The 16,466-nt window shown below is 56.4% G+C and carries 22 protein-coding genes and 1 tRNA gene; 6 read left to right on the plus strand and 17 right to left on the minus strand.

Annotation, left to right across the window (positions count from 1 at the left end):
• Positions 1-69: 69 nt before the first annotated feature.
• From nfuA to WD429_RS10275, 3 genes are all read left to right on the plus strand, one after another.
• Entirely contained in the window at positions 70-657 is a 588-nt protein-coding gene (gene nfuA / locus WD429_RS10265) for a Fe-S biogenesis protein NfuA (protein ID WP_368422080.1), read from the plus strand.
• A 323-nt stretch (positions 658-980) separates the two neighbouring features.
• Positions 981-2,147, plus strand: coding sequence for a hypothetical protein (locus WD429_RS10270; protein WP_368422081.1), 1,167 nt, complete (start codon positions 981-983; stop codon positions 2,145-2,147).
• A 25-nt stretch (positions 2,148-2,172) separates the two neighbouring features.
• Complete coding sequence (locus tag WD429_RS10275) at positions 2,173-2,529, plus strand: hypothetical protein (protein WP_368422082.1); 357 nt, start codon at positions 2,173-2,175, stop codon at positions 2,527-2,529.
• 49 nt (positions 2,530-2,578) lie between these two features.
• Here WD429_RS10275 and WD429_RS10280 read toward each other — a convergent pair whose 3' ends face one another.
• The 5 genes from WD429_RS10280 to WD429_RS10300 are packed head-to-tail and all read right to left on the minus strand — an operon-like array spanning position 2,579 to position 4,710.
• The gene (locus WD429_RS10280; protein WP_368422083.1) at positions 2,579-2,905 is read right to left on the minus strand and encodes a TusE/DsrC/DsvC family sulfur relay protein; all 327 of its coding nucleotides are present in this window, start codon (positions 2,903-2,905) and stop codon (positions 2,579-2,581) included.
• Positions 2,906-2,908: 3 nt separating this feature from the next.
• A complete protein-coding gene (gene tusB, locus WD429_RS10285) occupies positions 2,909-3,190 on the minus strand; it encodes a sulfurtransferase complex subunit TusB (protein WP_368422084.1) in 282 nt (93 codons plus the stop codon).
• A gap of 11 nt (positions 3,191-3,201) precedes the next feature.
• Positions 3,202-3,552: a DsrE family protein gene (locus WD429_RS10290; protein WP_368422085.1), complete on the minus strand. Its 351-nt coding sequence runs from the start codon at positions 3,550-3,552 to the stop codon at positions 3,202-3,204.
• Between the two features lies 1 nt (position 3,553).
• Entirely contained in the window at positions 3,554-3,997 is a 444-nt protein-coding gene (gene tusD, locus WD429_RS10295) for a sulfurtransferase complex subunit TusD (RefSeq protein ID WP_368422086.1), read from the minus strand.
• A complete protein-coding gene (locus WD429_RS10300) occupies positions 3,994-4,710 on the minus strand; it encodes a Bax inhibitor-1/YccA family protein (protein ID WP_368422087.1) in 717 nt (238 codons plus the stop codon). Before WD429_RS10300 ends, tusD begins: the two co-directional genes overlap by 4 nt.
• Positions 4,711-4,993: 283 nt before the next feature.
• Here WD429_RS10300 and WD429_RS10305 point away from each other — a divergent pair.
• Positions 4,994-5,084 (plus strand) — tRNA-Ser (locus WD429_RS10305).
• A 129-nt stretch (positions 5,085-5,213) separates the two neighbouring features.
• The gene (locus WD429_RS10310; RefSeq protein WP_368422088.1) at positions 5,214-5,453 is read left to right on the plus strand and encodes a hypothetical protein; all 240 of its coding nucleotides are present in this window, start codon (positions 5,214-5,216) and stop codon (positions 5,451-5,453) included.
• A 20-nt stretch (positions 5,454-5,473) separates the two neighbouring features.
• Here the strand turns inward: WD429_RS10310 and hemH are convergent, their stop codons facing one another.
• Together hemH and WD429_RS10320 are read right to left on the minus strand one after the other, a co-directional pair.
• Entirely contained in the window at positions 5,474-6,589 is a 1,116-nt protein-coding gene (gene hemH / locus WD429_RS10315) for a ferrochelatase (protein WP_368422089.1), read from the minus strand.
• A 48-nt stretch (positions 6,590-6,637) separates the two neighbouring features.
• Positions 6,638-7,069, minus strand: coding sequence for a TIGR01244 family sulfur transferase (locus WD429_RS10320; protein WP_368422090.1), 432 nt, complete (start codon positions 7,067-7,069; stop codon positions 6,638-6,640).
• Positions 7,070-7,498: 429 nt separating this feature from the next.
• Between WD429_RS10320 and WD429_RS10325 the strand changes: the two genes are divergently transcribed.
• Positions 7,499-7,915, plus strand: a complete 417-nt coding sequence (locus WD429_RS10325; RefSeq protein ID WP_368422091.1) for a phasin family protein — start codon at positions 7,499-7,501, stop codon at positions 7,913-7,915.
• A 9-nt stretch (positions 7,916-7,924) separates the two neighbouring features.
• Here the strand turns inward: WD429_RS10325 and WD429_RS10330 are convergent, their stop codons facing one another.
• From WD429_RS10330 to WD429_RS10375, 10 genes are all read right to left on the minus strand, one after another.
• Positions 7,925-8,554: a TetR/AcrR family transcriptional regulator gene (locus WD429_RS10330; protein WP_368422092.1), complete on the minus strand. Its 630-nt coding sequence runs from the start codon at positions 8,552-8,554 to the stop codon at positions 7,925-7,927.
• Between the two features lie 18 nt (positions 8,555-8,572).
• Positions 8,573-9,385, minus strand: coding sequence for an exodeoxyribonuclease III (gene xthA, locus WD429_RS10335; RefSeq protein ID WP_368422093.1), 813 nt, complete (start codon positions 9,383-9,385; stop codon positions 8,573-8,575).
• A 98-nt stretch (positions 9,386-9,483) separates the two neighbouring features.
• Positions 9,484-10,227 carry a hypothetical protein gene (locus tag WD429_RS10340; protein WP_368422094.1) on the minus strand — a complete coding sequence of 248 codons (744 nt, stop codon included), beginning with the start codon at positions 10,225-10,227 and terminating at the stop codon, positions 9,484-9,486.
• Positions 10,224-10,745: a DUF2878 domain-containing protein gene (locus WD429_RS10345; protein WP_368422095.1), complete on the minus strand. Its 522-nt coding sequence runs from the start codon at positions 10,743-10,745 to the stop codon at positions 10,224-10,226. Before WD429_RS10345 ends, WD429_RS10340 begins: the two co-directional genes overlap by 4 nt.
• Positions 10,742-12,013, minus strand: coding sequence for a class I SAM-dependent methyltransferase (locus WD429_RS10350; RefSeq protein ID WP_368422096.1), 1,272 nt, complete (start codon positions 12,011-12,013; stop codon positions 10,742-10,744). Before WD429_RS10350 ends, WD429_RS10345 begins: the two co-directional genes overlap by 4 nt.
• Complete coding sequence (locus tag WD429_RS10355; protein ID WP_368422135.1) at positions 12,001-12,885, minus strand: DUF1365 domain-containing protein; 885 nt, start codon at positions 12,883-12,885, stop codon at positions 12,001-12,003. The genes WD429_RS10350 and WD429_RS10355 overlap by 13 nt, the downstream gene beginning before the upstream one ends.
• 17 nt (positions 12,886-12,902) lie before the next feature.
• Positions 12,903-14,168: an NAD(P)/FAD-dependent oxidoreductase gene (locus tag WD429_RS10360; protein ID WP_368422097.1), complete on the minus strand. Its 1,266-nt coding sequence runs from the start codon at positions 14,166-14,168 to the stop codon at positions 12,903-12,905.
• A 14-nt stretch (positions 14,169-14,182) separates the two neighbouring features.
• A complete protein-coding gene (locus tag WD429_RS10365) occupies positions 14,183-14,965 on the minus strand; it encodes an SDR family NAD(P)-dependent oxidoreductase (RefSeq protein WP_368422136.1) in 783 nt (260 codons plus the stop codon).
• Complete coding sequence (locus WD429_RS10370) at positions 14,962-15,429, minus strand: nuclear transport factor 2 family protein (protein WP_368422098.1); 468 nt, start codon at positions 15,427-15,429, stop codon at positions 14,962-14,964. The genes WD429_RS10365 and WD429_RS10370 overlap by 4 nt, the downstream gene beginning before the upstream one ends.
• Positions 15,426-16,382, minus strand: a complete 957-nt coding sequence (locus WD429_RS10375) for an acyl-CoA desaturase (protein ID WP_368422099.1) — start codon at positions 16,380-16,382, stop codon at positions 15,426-15,428. The genes WD429_RS10370 and WD429_RS10375 overlap by 4 nt, the downstream gene beginning before the upstream one ends.
• Positions 16,383-16,466: the final 84 nt, after the last annotated feature.

Below are 16,466 nucleotides of genomic sequence, written 5' to 3' on the forward strand. Positions count from 1 at the left end.
TTTACTTGGTCTTTCATGTTGGGGTGAACTGGCTTAAAATAGAGTGAAACTTTAAAACGGGTTGAAAACATGGCTTTGGTTACTGTGACTGATTCCGCTCGGGATTATCTGGCACAACTTATTGAAAAGCAGGACGTGGAAGGCATGGGCGTACGAATCTTCGTTACCCAGCCAGGCACCAAGCATGCCGAAACCTGCCTGGCCTATTGTCCGCCCAACGAAATTGTTCCGACGGACGAACAGGTTGATCTGACGAAGTTCACCCTGTTTCTGGACCATAATTCCGTCCCCTTCCTGGAAGAGGCCTACGTGGATTATTCCACGGACCAGATGGGCGGGCAGCTGACCATCAAGGCACCGAATGCCAAGGTACCCAAGATTGATGATGATGCGCCCCTGCCGGATCGGGTTAACTACATTCTGGCGTCGGAAATTAATCCAAACCTGGCGGCTCACGGTGGTGACGTATCCCTGGTGGAAATTGTGGAAGAATCTGTGGCTGTGCTTCGGTTCGGCGGTGGCTGCCAGGGGTGTAGCGCCGTCAGTCTGACCCTGAAGCAGGGCGTTGAAACCACTCTCAAGGAGAGGGTTCCGGAGATTTCCGCGGTGCGGGATGTGACGGATCACACCGTGACCGAGAACGCTTACTATCAGTAATCAGTTCGGTGTTGTGAGTCTGTGTAAATACCCTGATTGAGCGCCCGCACAGAGCCCTGGTTTAACACCGGGGCTTTTCTTTTTATACCTGGGGCGCCTGCCGTATCACCCCGGTTCTGTTGGCGGCACGGCCAATGCCCCTATATTTCAATTACTTCATCATTCGTCACATAATCAGAAACGACAGACCGGTACCATTCTAATGCCGATACTGTCTGACTGCCGATACAGGTATTTAACGACGCACTCACGGGCCTCCTCGCCTGTGACATTGATAACCGGGGCTCGATTTGTTCGACGTTGCACTCCTTTCCGTGCCACTTGTGGCAGCGGTCGTTGGCTGGTTTACCAACTGGCTCGCCATACAGATGTCTTTTTATCCGGTCCGGTTTGTCGGGGTGGGTTTCCTGGGCTGGCAGGGTGTCATTCCGCGCAAGGCGGAAAAAATGGCCCATATCTGCATCGACAGAACGCTGCAGCAATTCGGTGACCTGAATGCCGTATACCAGCAGCTTGAACCCCACCGGATCGTCGAACAGGTGGTGGCCCAGGTCGGTCCCAGACTGGACGAGTACATTGATGAAGTCATGTATGACATTCAGCCAGTACTCTGGGACAACCTGCCGCTGTTTCTGCGCAACCGGATATACCAATGGGCCCGCGAACAATTGCCGGCACGGATTGAATCCCTGGTTGAGGATTTTGGCGACGACCTGAATGAACTGGTCGATCTCAAAGTGCTACTCAGCCGTGAACTCCAACATCACCCGGACCTGATGAACCGAATCTTCCAACAGGCCGGGTCCGTGGAGCTGCGATCAGTGGTGAACCGGGGCGCAATCATCGGCGGTCTGCTGGGCGCTTTACTGGCCCCTTTCTGGGTGGCCTACCCGGAACCCTGGTTGCTTCCGCTTGGCGGATTCGCGGTTGGCTTCCTGACCAACTGGATTGCCATCAACCTGATCTTCAGCCCGCTGCACCCACGACGGATTCTGTTCTGGAAAGTGCAGGGCCTGTTTCTGCGTCGCCAGCCTGAAATCAGCGATGTCTGGGCCAGATTGGTGGCAGAGGAGCTGATTACCGTGGAAAAGGTGGCAGACGCCATGATCAATGGGCAGCACGGCGACCGTACACGGGCTATTATTCAGAAACACCTGCGGCCCATGCTCGATAACTCGGTGGTGATGAAGCTGACCGCTCAGGTCACCGTCGGCATGACGGGCTACACCGAACTGAAAAAAGCGATGAATCAGAAAGCCGTTCTGGCAACTCACGATGTGTTCAGTGATCCGTCATTCAATCGAGAGCGGGCCCCGGTTGTGGCCCAGGTGCTTGCTGGCCAGATGAAGGCGCTGAAGCCAGCGGAGTTTCAGGACATTTTGCGCCCGGCCTTCCGCGAAGAAGAGCTCCAACTGATGTTTGTGGGTGGTCTTCTGGGTGCTCTGGCGGGTATGGCGCAGTTTTTTTTCCTCAATGCATGGCCGTTCTAGGCAAACACGGCAAGGAGATCCCCTCATGGAATTCGGACTCACACTACTAATCCAGGCTGTGGTGACGGCGGTTGTGGTAGCAGGCGTACTCGCAGGCTTCTGGTTCGGGGTTGCTCGCCCCTACCTGGATAAAAAGGTCCAGGAATTGATTGCAGCCTCTCAGGAGATCGAACCCAAGGTGACGCGAGGTGTTAAAGCGGGCGTGTCTGAAACGCTCAGAGACCTTCCGGAAAGCACCGTCAAGGAATCGACCCGGCAGTTTATCAAGTTCGGCTCGGGGTTGTTTGAGAATGGATTAAGCAGTTTTCTCGGCAGCGCTGCTGACCTGGAGAGAAAATCTCGCGAACAGAACGGTGCCGCACCAGAGCCCCGAAGCTATTAGCCGGGATTGGATAGCAGCAATTCGAACAGAGTCTCAACGAGTCAGGGATTTACAGGCAGTTGGTCGGGCGGGGTAGCCCGGCAATCCGGCAGGCGGTTTTGGCGGGCGTGCCGGGAAACAGCTGCATCAGGTAAATGCTGTTGCCTTTGCCCTCACCGAACGCCTCTTTCACCGCTTTAACGAACAACCTGTTCGAGGGCGGAGACATTTCATGTTCTGCATAAAACATTCGCAGGAACTTGATGATTTCCCAGTGATTGTTTGACAGGTCAATGCCATCCTCGCCCGCGATAACCTCAGCAACTTGCGGATTCCAGTGCTCCGCGGATTCCAGAAAACCTTCATTGTTTCGTTTAGGTATGAGGGTGTCGGTCATGGGTTACCAGCTAATAACGTTTTCTGCAGAGGCCGTCAGATCCACCATGTCATCGAATGACACGACTTGATCCTGGCTGACGTGCGATAAAAGCCCCCGCGCTTCCAGATCCGGTGCCAGAGCAAACCATCGCTCACCGTTTATCTCCAAACGTTGGGTGACAGCCAGAACGCCGTTCTCGGTTAACAGCACCCCATCCGCAGGCCCGATAGCCGCGAGGCACAGTTTGAAGCGGCTGTGGTTTGGGGGTTTGTTGAGAATATGCAGGGTGTTCAGTGGGGTCATTGGTTCAATTCCTAGCCTGCAAACGCGATGTGATCAAAGTGGCTAACCAGTTCCGGGCCGAAGTCAGTGGTGGAGGCGTGGTCAAGCATGGCAGTCTCAGACAGACCATACTGATCGCAGGCGTGACGGTCTGCAAGCAGCGCTTCTACGCCGAAGATGGGGGCCGCCGCCAGGTTCCGCTCAACGGATTTCTGCTGAACTTTCGCGGCATCCTGCCCTTTACGCAACCAGTTCACCCCGAGGCCGCAGAACAACAGCGACACCGGTTGATCAAAGGCGGCCAGGGAGAAGGCCATGTCCAGCGCTTCCCGGCCTTCCCAGGAGCCATAGGGCGGCTGGTCGATAATGATCAGCGTGCTCATGTCAGCTTCCTTTGTGAAAGTAGAGGACCCGGGATTCAGAGGCTGCGCTGTCTACCCACTCGCCCAGGCCCGCTATCTCAAAGGGCGCGCGCAGGTTGAAGGCCGGTAGTTCGTAGCGCTGCATTTCCGATTCGTTGACCAGGCCCCGTCGGAGCGCTGAGGCAATACAGGCCACGGCGGGAATATTGTTCTCGGTAAGAAACGCTGACCAGGCTTCACAGAGGTTCAGCTCATCGGACGGGGGCGCGCTCAGGCTGGACGCCAGGTGAACACCATCACCGTAAAGGAATAGTCGATCAATGCGCTTATTGGCGGCAATCGCAGCGCGAGCGAAGTGCAGGGCTGTTTGCGGTGCCTGAGATGAGTATGGCGCCCCGGTGATCACCAACGTAAAAACCCCGGCAGACGCCGGGGTTTTTGTCTGCTCTGGCAAGCGGCTGCTCATTCGTTGGAAAATGCGCCAATAAGGTGCAGCAGGCTCAGGAACAGGTTATAGATGTTCAGATAGAGGCCGGTTGTCGCCATGAGATAGTTAGTCTCACCGCCGTTCACAATCCGACTTGTATCAAACAGAATGAAACCAGACATCAGGAACACGATGGCCGCACTGATCGCCAGGCTGAAGATGCTGACATCAACGCCGAACATGCTGGCAACCAGCGAGCCCACCAGTGCTACAAGCACTACCACCATGCCGGCAACCAGGATGCCGCGCATGAAGCTGAAGTCTTTCTTGGTGGTCAGTACGTAGCCAGACAGGGCAAAGAACACCAGTGCGGTGCCACCCAGGGCCTGCATCACAATTTGCCCGCCATTAGCCATGGCCAGGTAATAGGTCAGGGTGGGGCCAAGCGAAAGACCAAGAAGGCCTGTGAACGCGAAGACCACACCAATGCCGGCGGAGCTATTGGCGGTTTTTGGCAGAACCAGCCAAACCAGCGCGATCGCACCCAGCATGCAAATGAGCCCCGCACCACGGCCCAGGCCGATAGACATGGATACGCCAGCCATCACAGCACTGAACAACAGTGTCATGGCGAGCAGGCTATAGGTGTTGCGCAAAACTTTCCGCGCTTCAGGGCTGATGGCGGCTGTGCCAGAGCCACGGTTTATCGTGGTACCCCGATTCTGCTGAACGTTATACTGTCTGTTTTCCATTCTGAATCTTCTCCGGTTTTTAACAGCCATATTGTAATAGCTAGTTTGGTGCGAGAGCGCGTCAGGCTCTACATCCAGGTTCTTACCCCATCATAATGGCGAATTCCCAACTTTCAATCGTTTCTGACTCTAAAGGTGGGTAAAGATTCCCCAAATGACCATAAACTTCTATTCAGGCCTCATTGAGGTGCAAATCCCGCCCCGGGTGTTTTCAGGGCGTTGACAGGGCAGGCAATTCCGGTATCATGCTCCCCGCTGTCGCAATGACGGCAAGTGAAAAAACGGTGGGCTGGCAGAGCGGCTGAATGCAGCGGTCTTGAAAACCGCCGAAGGTTAATAGCCTTCCCGGGGTTCGAATCCCTGGCCCACCGCCATTTTTCTTTTCAGATCAACGTTCTGCGTAAACTTCTCCAGTCATTTTGATTGTATTTCGCCCCACATCCCTTTCAAATCCCGTACACTAGTCCCTATGCTTGTTGAGTCCTGATGACGCGGGGGTATCCATGACACAGAACGACCAATCACATGCGGAAGAACGCCGTAAAGACCTGCGCTTTTCGGTTTCGGCCAATCGCGGTCAGGCAAGCCACCGGGTACGGTATGTCGAAAACGGCGGCGCTGCGGTGGATACAGCCGAGTGTACGTTTTGCCAGGCGGTGCCGGATCTGGAGCACGCGGGCGGGGTGAAAGCGACTGAAGTTACAGCGCGCCGCCGTCCCGAAGACGGAGCGGCAGACGGTTAACGAATGCTTCGTTTGGCGGGTCAGATATCATCGTTGCGGCCGGGAACGGTCGCCTGTTTTCTGGCCTCAGCCCGTTTTGCTCTGGCTTCCAGCTGCTCGCCATCGTTAGCGGGCACGACCCATCCTTTCAGGTTTTCTTCCACGAGCTGCACCAAGGCGTCAATATGACCGGGCGTTGCGTTCAGGCACGGTATATAGCCGAAGCCTTCGCCGCCAGATTCCATAAAGTACTCACGATTTTCTTCATTAAGTTCTTCGATGGTTTCCAGGCAGTCCGATGAGAAGCCGGGGCAGAATACGTCGATGGTTTTTACGCCCTTGCCGGGCAGTGACTTCAGGGTTTCATCGGTATACGGCTGCAACCACTCTTCGCGCCCAAAACGGGACTGAAAGGTTGTCATGTATTGGTCCGGCCCTAATTTGAGCCTTTCGGCAAGGAGTCGCGACGTCTTGTGGCACTCACAGTGGTAAGGGTCGCCTCGCTGAAGATACTTCAGTGGAATGCCGTGATAGGAAAGAATCAACTTTTCGTTACGCCCGTGCTCAGTCCAGTAGGCTTCAATATGCTGTGCCATGGCCTCAATGTAGGCCGGGAAATCGTGGTAGTGGGAAACAAACCGAAAATCCGGCAGCCAGCGGCGTTTGGTGAAATCTTTGGAGATCGCGTCAAAGGTTGATGCGGACGTTGAGGCAGAATACTGAGGGTACAGCGGAAGCACCAACAGTTTCCGGACGCCCTGGCGCTGCATTTCATCCAGCACTTTGGCGATGGAAGGGTTGCCGTACCGCATGGCAAACCCGACGACGACATGGTTGCCATACTTCTGATGCAACGCCTTGCGAATGCCCTCGGCCTGGTTGGCCGTATGAAACAGCAACGGAGAACCCTCGGGTTGCCACACGCTGGCGTAGGCCTTGGCGGATTTGCGCGGGCGGATGCGAAGGATGATGCCGTGGAGAATCAGCCACCAGATCGGGCGCGGCACCTCGACCACCCTCGGGTCTGCCAGGAACTCTCCGAGGTAGCGCCTGAGGGCGGAAGGGGTCGGTGCATCGGGGGTGCCCAGGTTGGTGACCAGTACGCCCAGCTTTTCAGGCTGGTTGTGACTGAAATTCTCTGTTCCTTTGTACTGCATGAGGCGATGTCCTGGCTGGCAATGTTGGTTGCTGGGTCAAGGGCTGCTTCAGCCTTTCTTCGCCGCTTGCTGGGCAAGCCTGGGAGCCAGACCGCTGAGGTCGTAACCGGCATTTCCCGCTTTGCTGACGACGTCACCGGCAGGTGTATCACGGGCTGCACTGAGCGCCCAGAGCACAGTGCAACGGGTTCCCGAACGGCAAAAAGCCAATACGGGCTTTTCGGCCTGCTGGATCATTGGTGCAAAGCGGTCCACATCTTCGTCGGTAATGTGGCCAGACTCCACGGGTTGGTAGACCCATTCCAGACCATTCGCTTTCGCAGCGGCTTCGAGGTCGCTCATTCCCGGCTGCCCGGGCTCTTCGTGGTCCGGCCGGTTCGCTACCAGCGTTTTAAAACCCAGCCGGGCGAGCTCTGCCACGTCGTCGACACTGATCTGGGGAGCCACGGTTATCTGATCGTCGATTTTTCTCAGTTCCATAGTTCAAACAGGCCTTTTTGGGTCAGCAACGGTGTTGGCGCATGATGACACAGTGCACCGGATCTTTCAGGACGGTTGAGGTTCATTCTAACCAATTTGGCTCAGGCCGTATTGCTTTTACTCTCGGCGAGATCGGACAAAAAAAGCCCGGCACTGGTGGCCGGGCAGAGGCGTGCGAGTAGTATCCATGAAAGACTTCCAGACAAACCGGCATCAGCAGGGACACCGGTATAGGGAAGTATTGACCATATTTTGTACACTGCAAGTTGTGGCCTGTTTAATTTCAAATCATTTTTTCATATTGATTGAGTACTTATACTAACGCCTGCGGTTGTGCGGGTTACGAGCAGGTATGACGCACTGAAATTCGCCATCGCCTGTAATACAATAACGACACATTGCTTTTTTCTGATGCCCCGAGGTTGTTTCATGTCCGACGATAACGAAAACAAATCCCAGAACGATCCGCAGCTCCCGGGCAAGATCAAAGACTCTGCCCGCCAGATCTGGCTCGCAGGTCTGGGCGCATACACCAAAGCGGAAGAAGATGCCGGGCGGTTTTTCGACCGATTGGTGCAGGAAGGTGAACAGCTGGAAAACAAAACCCGCGGTGTGGTCGGGAAACAGATCAAAAGCGTTGAAGGCCGGGTGGGGGATGTTCGCGAGCGGGCCACAGGAACGTGGGACCGGCTGGAACACATGTTCGATGAACGGGTGTCTGGCGCACTGCGTCGTCTTGGTATCCATCGCCGGGAAGAAATTGAATCCCTTGAGCATCGCATTGAGGCCCTGGAATCCGAGCTTCAGCGGTTGCGTGGTGACCATCTGGACGATTCCGAAGAGTAAGCCGGTGGCTTACAAATACTCCTGACTCATGAGGCTGACCTGATCCTGCTCATCGGGGGCAAAGTAGGGCAGCATCAACTGCATCATTTGATACACGCCCCGCCCCGGGTCGACGGCATCCCGGTTGTCAAGATGTGAAAGGCTATCGTAACTCACCCAGTAACAGGCAGTTAGGGTTAACTGTTCACCCAGAGCCGTAAGTTGTCCCTTGCTGATTGTGATCATCCCCTGGCGCTCAAAGCTGCCACAGATCGTCATAAAGGCAGCCGTTTTCTTTTTCAGGAGGCGGCGAAACCGCGTTTGCAACTGATCGTATCGGGACAACACATTCACCAGGTCCTGATACAGAAAGCGGTAGCGCGCCACGGTTTCAAACAGCAGGTGCAGGAAAAAACTCTGCTGCTCCAGACTGATCTCGACGTCGCCAGGTACGTCCAGAAGATCCTGCATCTCGGCCTCAAAGTGGTCAAAGAGTTCTTCGACGATGTCGCCTTTGCTTTTGAAGTGGTAGTAAAGGTTGCCAGGGCTGATATCGAGCTCGTCAGAGATCAACAGGGTAGTCACGTTGGGCTCACCGACACTGTTGAACAGCAACAGGCTGGTGTCGAGGATGCGGTCGCGGGTTTTGATTTTTTTCATATCGCGCCAGATAACGGTTCAGAGGTCGAAGCGGGCCCACACCGGACAATGGTCCGAGGGCCGCTCCATGGCACGAATATCGTAAGACACGCCGGCTTCTCGCGCACTGGGTAGAAGGCTGTCGCTGGCCATGATGAGGTCAATACGAAGTCCGCGTCTGGGGTCCCGGTCAAACCCCTTGCTACGGTAGTCAAACCAACTGAAGGTGTCTGCTTCAGCAGCATGAAGGTGACGGAACACATCCGTAAGCCCGCGGCTTTCAACCTGAGCCAGCCACTCACGCTCTTCCGGCAGGAAACTGCACTTGCCACTACGCAGCCAGCGTTTGGCGTTGTCTGCGCCGATGCCGATGTCTTTGTCGGTCGGTGAAATGTTCACATCGCCCATGACCATTATATGACCGCCTTCCTTTTTCAGGTCGTCCAGGTAGCGCATGAGATCACTGTAGAATTTCTGCTTGGCCGGAAACTTCACCGGGTGGTCCCGGCTTTCACCCTGGGGAAAGTAGCCGTTAATGACCGTCAGTTTTTCCCCATTGCAAGAGAACTGCCCGGTAATCAGGCGGCGTTGGGCATCGTCGTCGTCCCAGGGGTAGCCTCTGGTCATCGCTAGGGGTGCCGCCCGCGACAGCAGGGCAACCCCGTAATGTGTTTTCTGACCGTGGAAAGAGACGTGGTAACCCAGTTCGCGGATGGCATCGACCGGGAAGTCGACGTCCGTGACCTTGGTTTCCTGCAGTCCGATGACGTCGGGGTTCAGGGTCCGTATCACTTCTTCCAGCTGGTGAAGGCGGGTACGAATGCTGTTGACGTTGAAAGACACAAACATCATGGCGGATTACTCTCTGCATCGCTGACAGGTGATTTTGATCTCAGCGTCGGAGTTTATCACAGCCCAACAGGTAATCCGCCTTGGCTGACAGGACGGTATCAGGGGGTCAGTTCGCAAGTCGGGCGTTTGCTGACGTCATAACGGATGTGAACCGTGTAGTTATTGTCTTCGGATTTGCGGAGATTACTGAGGCCGATGTAATCGGTCAGGGTTCCGGAGCTGTCGTATCCCAGGGTGATCGGGTCCACCAGGAATCGCAGGACGATGCCAGACGGGCGAATGGTCACGGTGTGCCTGGCCTCGGTTTGATCGGTGCTTACCGGCTCCATCACGAACGCATAGTGTTCGCCCCGGGTCGGAGCAAGGAAACGGAAGTCGACCGACTGGTCCGATGTCACGTCAGCCCAGTGGCGGCGCACAAGGTTATCGAAACCAGCGTCGATGACGACGCTGTCTTCAATGCTCGCACTGAAGTTTTCGGTTCCACCGGACGGGGCCTGCCAATGGATCGCCAGAGAGCCATCACCGTCCTGACGGACCGTGATACTTTCATCAAAATCCAGCTGTTTGAAATCCATCTCGGGGCGGAGAACGGAAGACCGGTATTCCAGTGATTTGGTGGCGAATGACTCACGCTCCCCGGGCTTTCGATACTCCACGCTGTGCGTCACCGGGTGCCAGAGGTTGTCACGACATTCACCGGCAACCTTGTGGTGCTCTTCATATACCGGTGTGCCGTCTTCGCTGGCTTTGCCGACGAATTCAAACCGGCTGTCATTGGCATACGCCGCTGGCACCATAAGCATGGCGGCGGTAAGAGTTGCGAGCTGAGGGCGTGTCATTGGGCTAACTCCGTATAGAGCGTATTGCGGATGAACAGCAGCAGCGGAAAGACCACCAGCCACCCCAGTGCCAAAGCCACCAGGGACGGGATCAGAACCGGCAGTTCAACCGCCCCCAACTGGCTGGCTGACCAGTACGCAAAGGGGCCTGCCATCGGCGCGAGAAGCCAGGGCAGCCAGGGTTTGCGGCCAACCCACTGCAGAGAGTGGGAAAGCGTGGTCATGAAGATGGCCCAGATCGCAATCAGCCAGATCGGCGTGAGCAGAACCTGGCCCGTGCCGTCATCCAGCACACCGGTGTGGAACCAGAGGCCATCAAGAACGCCACCCACCACTGTGCCAAAGCCGATAAACTGGGCTTCCATCCAGCGATTCTGACTCACCAGCGCGAAATGAAGGACCAGAAACAGGGCAACCACGCCGGCACCGATCAGGCCGGGGTAGAGCACGCAGGCCAGCCAGCCCGCCTGGAACAGGACAAAGTTGATGACATTCCTGACGGTTTCCGACTGAATCATAAGCTCAGGATGTTCTCGCGCTTATTGCCAGGCTTGGCGAACACTAGCTGGGAAACCCCAATCGCGCGCTCACTGAAACCGGCTTCGCAGTAGGCGAAGTAGAAATGCCAAAGTCGGCGGAACGCTTGGTCATAACCCATTCCCTCAAGCTGTTCCCGGCTGTCCATAAAACGTTCGCACCAGTGGTTGAGTGTGCGGGCGTAATGAAAGCCGATGTCTTCGGCATGCGTCAGGACCAGGTTGCTGCCTGACCGGACGGACTCAAGCATGGCACCGAACGATGGAATAAAGCTGCCCGGAAAAATATACCGCTGGATGAAGTCCACATTTTTCAAAGCACGCTGATAACGCTGCTCCGGCATATTGATCGCCTGCACCAGCGCAAGGCCGTCCGGTTTGAGCAGGTGGCTGATCTGACGGAAATAACTGTCGAGAAACTGCGGCCCGACGGCTTCGATCATCTCGATTGATACCAGTTTGTCGAACTCCCCGGTCAGATCTCGATAATCTTCGAACAGCAGTGTGATGCGATCTTCAAGCCCTGCATCCGCCACTCGTTGCCGCGCCAGCGCAAGCTGTTCTTCGGAAATGGTTGTGGTGGTTACATGGCAGCCGTAGTGCGCAGCGGCGTGAACCGCAAAGCCCCCCCAGCCAGTGCCAATCTCGATCACCCGATCACCCGGCTTCAGATCCAGTTTTTTGCAGATGGTGTCGAGCTTATGAACGGCCGCGGCTTCGAGCGAGCTGTCTGCGTGCGGGAAAATGGCGGACGAATACATCATCGTGGGGTCCAGGAAGGTCTCAAACAGATCGTTCCCGAGGTCGTAATGGGCGCTGATGTTCTTCCGCGAGCCAGCCTTGGTGTTCCGGTTCAGCCAGTGCAACCCTTTGAGGGTCGGTTTGGTGATCCAGCTGTAGCGATCCTCAAATTCATTCATCCGGTCCACATTGCGAGTGAAAAAACTCAGCAGGGCGACCAGATCGGGCGTGTCCCAGTCACCGGCCACCCAGGATTCGGCGGCACCGATACTGCCTCCGGTAAGCAGGTCCCGCCAGGTGCTGTGGTGGCGTATCCGGAGTTCCGCCAGGGGATGCTCCGCATTGCCATCGCCAAATACCAGGTCGTCACAACCCGCTTCCCGGACCACCAGAACACCGTCCTTCAGCAAGCCCAGTTGCTGACAAACGAGGCGTTTGGCGAGCCGGCTTGTGACCGTCGTACCAGCCCCGTCAGTGTCAGTCTGCAATGAGGTATTCAGATTCTCCATGAGCTTACCTTTCCACTTGTACAATCAGTCTTGTTGGTTTCAGTAACATCGGCACCGGTATCGGTCTTGCCAAGCTGGTAAGACCGATCGGACGGCTCGCGTTTATCCGGATGCGTATAAACCGGCGCTCCTTTGAATTTCAGCTTCACTGCGTGCCAGTAAATGCCCGCAGCGACTTTGAATGCCTCCAGTGGAAACCGCGTCAATGTTCTGTGTAGTTGTTTACGGGTCAGGGGGGTGCGTTGGACTACCAGCGTGGCATCGAATTGTTTGCGTCCCGCTTCCAGAACGTTCATATGAATACGCAGTTGCGGCCCACGAAAACTGAAGGCCCACTGGTAATGTTGGTCCATGTCGTTAAATGGCGACACGTGAAAGCGTTTCTGGAAACCGAACCGTTCGGTGTGCCAGCCGTCAGATGTCGCTGCATCACCGTGCGACTCCAGGCAATAAAGATGGCGCTCATGCCAGGGCGTGTTGGTAATCTGGGCCAGAATAACTCTGGGTACCGCGCCGTTTTCCGGGCGGTCGCCCGCGCGGTAACAGAAGTAAAAGCTGACCGGGTTGAACACATACCCCAGGTACCGAGGGTGGGTGATCAGTTCCACCGGGCCGTCTGGCAGCCAACCCGTCGCGCGTTCCGCCTGCTCGCGAACCGCCGCCAGCAGGTCAGGGCTGTCGGGGCTGAAATAATCTTTCCGGTAGAGGGAGAGCCAGTTAAAACGTTCGCGGGAAAAAAACGGACTGATCGTTGTGACCTGATCCCACTCCGTCAGCTCGAGTGCAAGCATGCCGGTGCGATACCGGAACTGGTGGCCGACCGGGCTTTTGCGCCGGTGGCGAATGCTGCCTTCAAGCCAATGGCTGGCCAGGTTCGAGGTGGCCATGTTCAGAGCTCCACACCAAATGCGTTGGTGACGCGCAATGCACTGCGTACCCCATCCTCATGGAACCCGTTGTACCAGTAGGCACCGCAGAAATGGCTGCGGTTGCGATTACCGATGTCCTGATAACGGTTCTGGGCCGCAACGGCCTCGAGGGTAAACACCGGGTGCGCGTAATCAAACCGCTTGATAATACGGTCTTCCGCGATGTCCTGGCTTCGATTCAACGTAACGCAAAAGGTTTCCGGGGCGTCGTGGAAATTTTGCAGCACGTTCATGTTGTAGGTTACCGAGACCGGTTCGGTGCTATGACGGGGTATAAAATAGTTCCAGGCCGCCCACGCCCGACGGTTAGAGGGCAGAACGGACTGATCGGTGTGCAGAACCACGTCGTTACGCTGGAAGGCAATCGCGCCCAGCACGTCCCGCTCGTTATCAGTCGGGTCCGCCAGCATGGCCAGGGCCTGATCGCTATGGCAGGCGAATACCACCTGATCGAACATCTGTTCCTCACCACCCACGATCAGCGATACCCGGTCGGGATGCCGTGTCACCGACGTCACCGGGCTGTTCAGGTGCGTACGATCACCAAGCCGGTCCATCATTTTGCTGACGTATTGCGCCGAACCGCCTGAAATCACTCGCCAGGTGGGCCGGTCGTCGACCGACAACATACCGTGGTTGTTAAAGAACTGGAGAAAGAAACGAATCGGGAATCGCTCCAGGACGATTTCCGGCGCTGACCAGATCGCGGCCCCCATGGGCACGATGTAGTAGCTGCGAAAGTACCGGGAGTAACGGTTCCTGTTGAGATATTCTCCCAGGGTTTCCTCGTCATTAATGGTGCCGGCGGCGAGATCCGCCCGGGCTTCTTTGTTGAACCTCAGAATTTCGCGGATCATCTTCAGGAACGGCAGGTTCAGCAGGTTGCCGCGCTGCGCAAACAGCGTATCGAGGCTGGTGCCATTGTATTGAAGGCCGCTGGCCGCACTGTCAACGCTGAAGCTCATGCTGCTGACTTCTGATGGCACGCCAAGCCGGTCCATCAGTTTCATGAAGTTGGGGTAGGTCCAGTCGTTGAAAACGATGAACCCGGTGTTGACTGGCCAAACCCGGCCCCCCGATTCGACCTGTTCGGTATTGGTATGCCCACCGGCGTAACCTGCCGCTTCAAACAGTTGTACATCGTGTTGCTCGGAAAGCAGCCAGGCAGCAGTGAGGCCGGATACGCCGGCCCCAATGACAGCAATGCGCTGACGTGGTTGGTTCATCTGGGATTTTCCTGTCATTGGGCGTCTTTGCGGGCCATGGACGCCGCCATGCGATCAATCAGTGGGCGCGGAAGTGCCCCCAGCAAGCGCAGCGTCCAGGTGAAGCGTTTGGGAAACGCAATGTCGTTTTTGCCTTTGGACAACCCGGTAACGATGCGGTTAGCGGCGTCTTCCGCGGTCACCAGAAACGGCATCGGGAAGTCGTTGCGGTCTGTCAGAGGTGTTTTTACAAAGCCGGGCGAAACCACCACCACATCGATGCCTTCGGCCGCCAGGTCTGCCCGCAGCGCGTGGGCAAAATAGCTCAGGGCCGCCTTGGAGGCGCCGTAACCCTCAGCGCGAGCAAAAGGAAACCACCAGGCTGAGGAGCTGACGATCACCAGGGTTGCCGGCCCGCCGTTGGCCCGGGTCCGTCGCAGCGCGGGCAGCGCAACATCAAGGCAGCGAGCGGTACCAATCACGTTCGTGGTCACATTGTTGGCGATGACGTTGCTGTGATAGTTCTCTATTTCCAGGTATTCGCAGGTGCCGGCGTTTAACACCACCATATGGAGATCGCCAAACCGCTCAAGCGTGGGCGATATCGTCTGCAGTTGTTCGTTATCGGTGGTGTCAGCCGCAGCCGGAAGGGCGCGCTCCGGCGCTAATTCGCAGAGTTTCTCCAGCGGCTGGGGCCTGCGCCCGGTGACAATCAACCGATGCCCCTGGTCCAGAAGCTGTCGAGCCAGCGCCTCACCAATACCGGTGCCCGCACCTGTGATCCAGATGTTTGACGGGGTCTGAAGCCGATGGCTCATCCTGCCTGTTTCCTCAGCCATCGAATGGCACCGCCGATCACCGGGAGGTTTTCGTAGAGCAACTGGCCAACGTCGAAATAGTCCCGGTGGCTGGTAACCTTGCCGTTGTGGATGACCAGTCGGCTCATGCCATCGACCTGAATCTCGCGGCCTTTGCGAATGCGTTTATGCTTCAGGTGCATCACCCAGGCGATGCCGACGTTTTCCCCGTCTATTATCGCTTCGGCAAATTCGAAACGGCACGACAACACATTGGCGTAGGACCCGGCGAAATAGTGAGTCAGCTGATCCAGCCCGCTGACGGACGAGAGCGGGTCCTGAAAATGAACGTTTTCGCTGTAGACAGAGGCAAGCGTGTGCAGATTGCCTGCGTCAAGGTCATTAAACAGCGCCTGGAACCGTTCGAGCGTGGCCGGAATGGCGGAGTCTGGAATACCGACTTCGATGGCTGAGGCGGTACTCATGAGGGATTCCTCCTCTGTGCGTCGAGCGTGCGGGTTTCTTCCTGAATGTGCCTGGGAATCGGGTTCAGATCCCAGATAATTCCCAGCTTGGACATCAGCCAGAGCCCATACCAGGTAACGTCAATCTCGTACCACCGGAAACCCTGCCGGACCGACTGTGGCCAGCGATGGTGGTTGTTGTGCCAGCCTTCGCCCAGGGTCAGCAGAGCCAGCCAGAAGTTGTTGCGGCTGTCATCCCCAGTGTCGAAACGGCGCTTGCCCCAGACATGGGACAGGGAGTTGATCGACACGGTTGCGTGGAACAGCGCGACCGTCGAAATGAAGAAGCCCCAGATCAACAACTGGAAGCCGTCAGTACCGAGGCCCGGAGCCCAGGCGGCCAAGGCTTCACCAAAACCGTAGATCAGTCCGGCCGCCGCAGCCGGGATCAGGGAATCAAAGCGGTTAACGAAAGTCAGTTCCGGGAACTTCAGCCAGTCCCTCACGCGCCGCTCATCCATCGAGAAGCCGGCATCACAGGTGAACCATCCGGCATGAGCCCACCAGAAACCACCCTGATGGGGTGAATGCAGGTCTTCCTCTTTGTCTGAATACTGATGGTGGTGACGATGATGAGCCGCCCACCAGAGTGGACCACGCTGGGCCGCGCTTGCGCCCATGATGGCGAACACCAGCTGGGCGGCCCGGCTGGTTTTGAACGTTTTATGGGCAAAGTAGCGATGATAGAAACCGGTGATTGCGAACATGCGAATCAGAAAGAAGGCGATCGCAAAGCCAACCGCAAACGCACTGACGCCCGTGAATAAAGCCAGCAGGCAGGCCAGATGGAGGGCTAAGAAGGGAATAACCCGGATAACGTTGAAGGATCGTGATGTGGCGTCGATGTGATCCGAACCCGCTGAGGAATCGAACCACCTTCGAATGTTGGTTAGCCAGTATTGCGTTCGGGTCATACCCAGACTGCCCTTGTATCAAGTAATGTTTCGACAACTGTCTTAACGGTTCGTCGGAATGTACGATCAACTCCCTGTTTTTGG

Origin of the sequence: Marinobacter sp., from assembly GCF_040904845.1 — a bacterium.
Taxonomy (GTDB): domain Bacteria; phylum Pseudomonadota; class Gammaproteobacteria; order Pseudomonadales; family Oleiphilaceae; genus Marinobacter.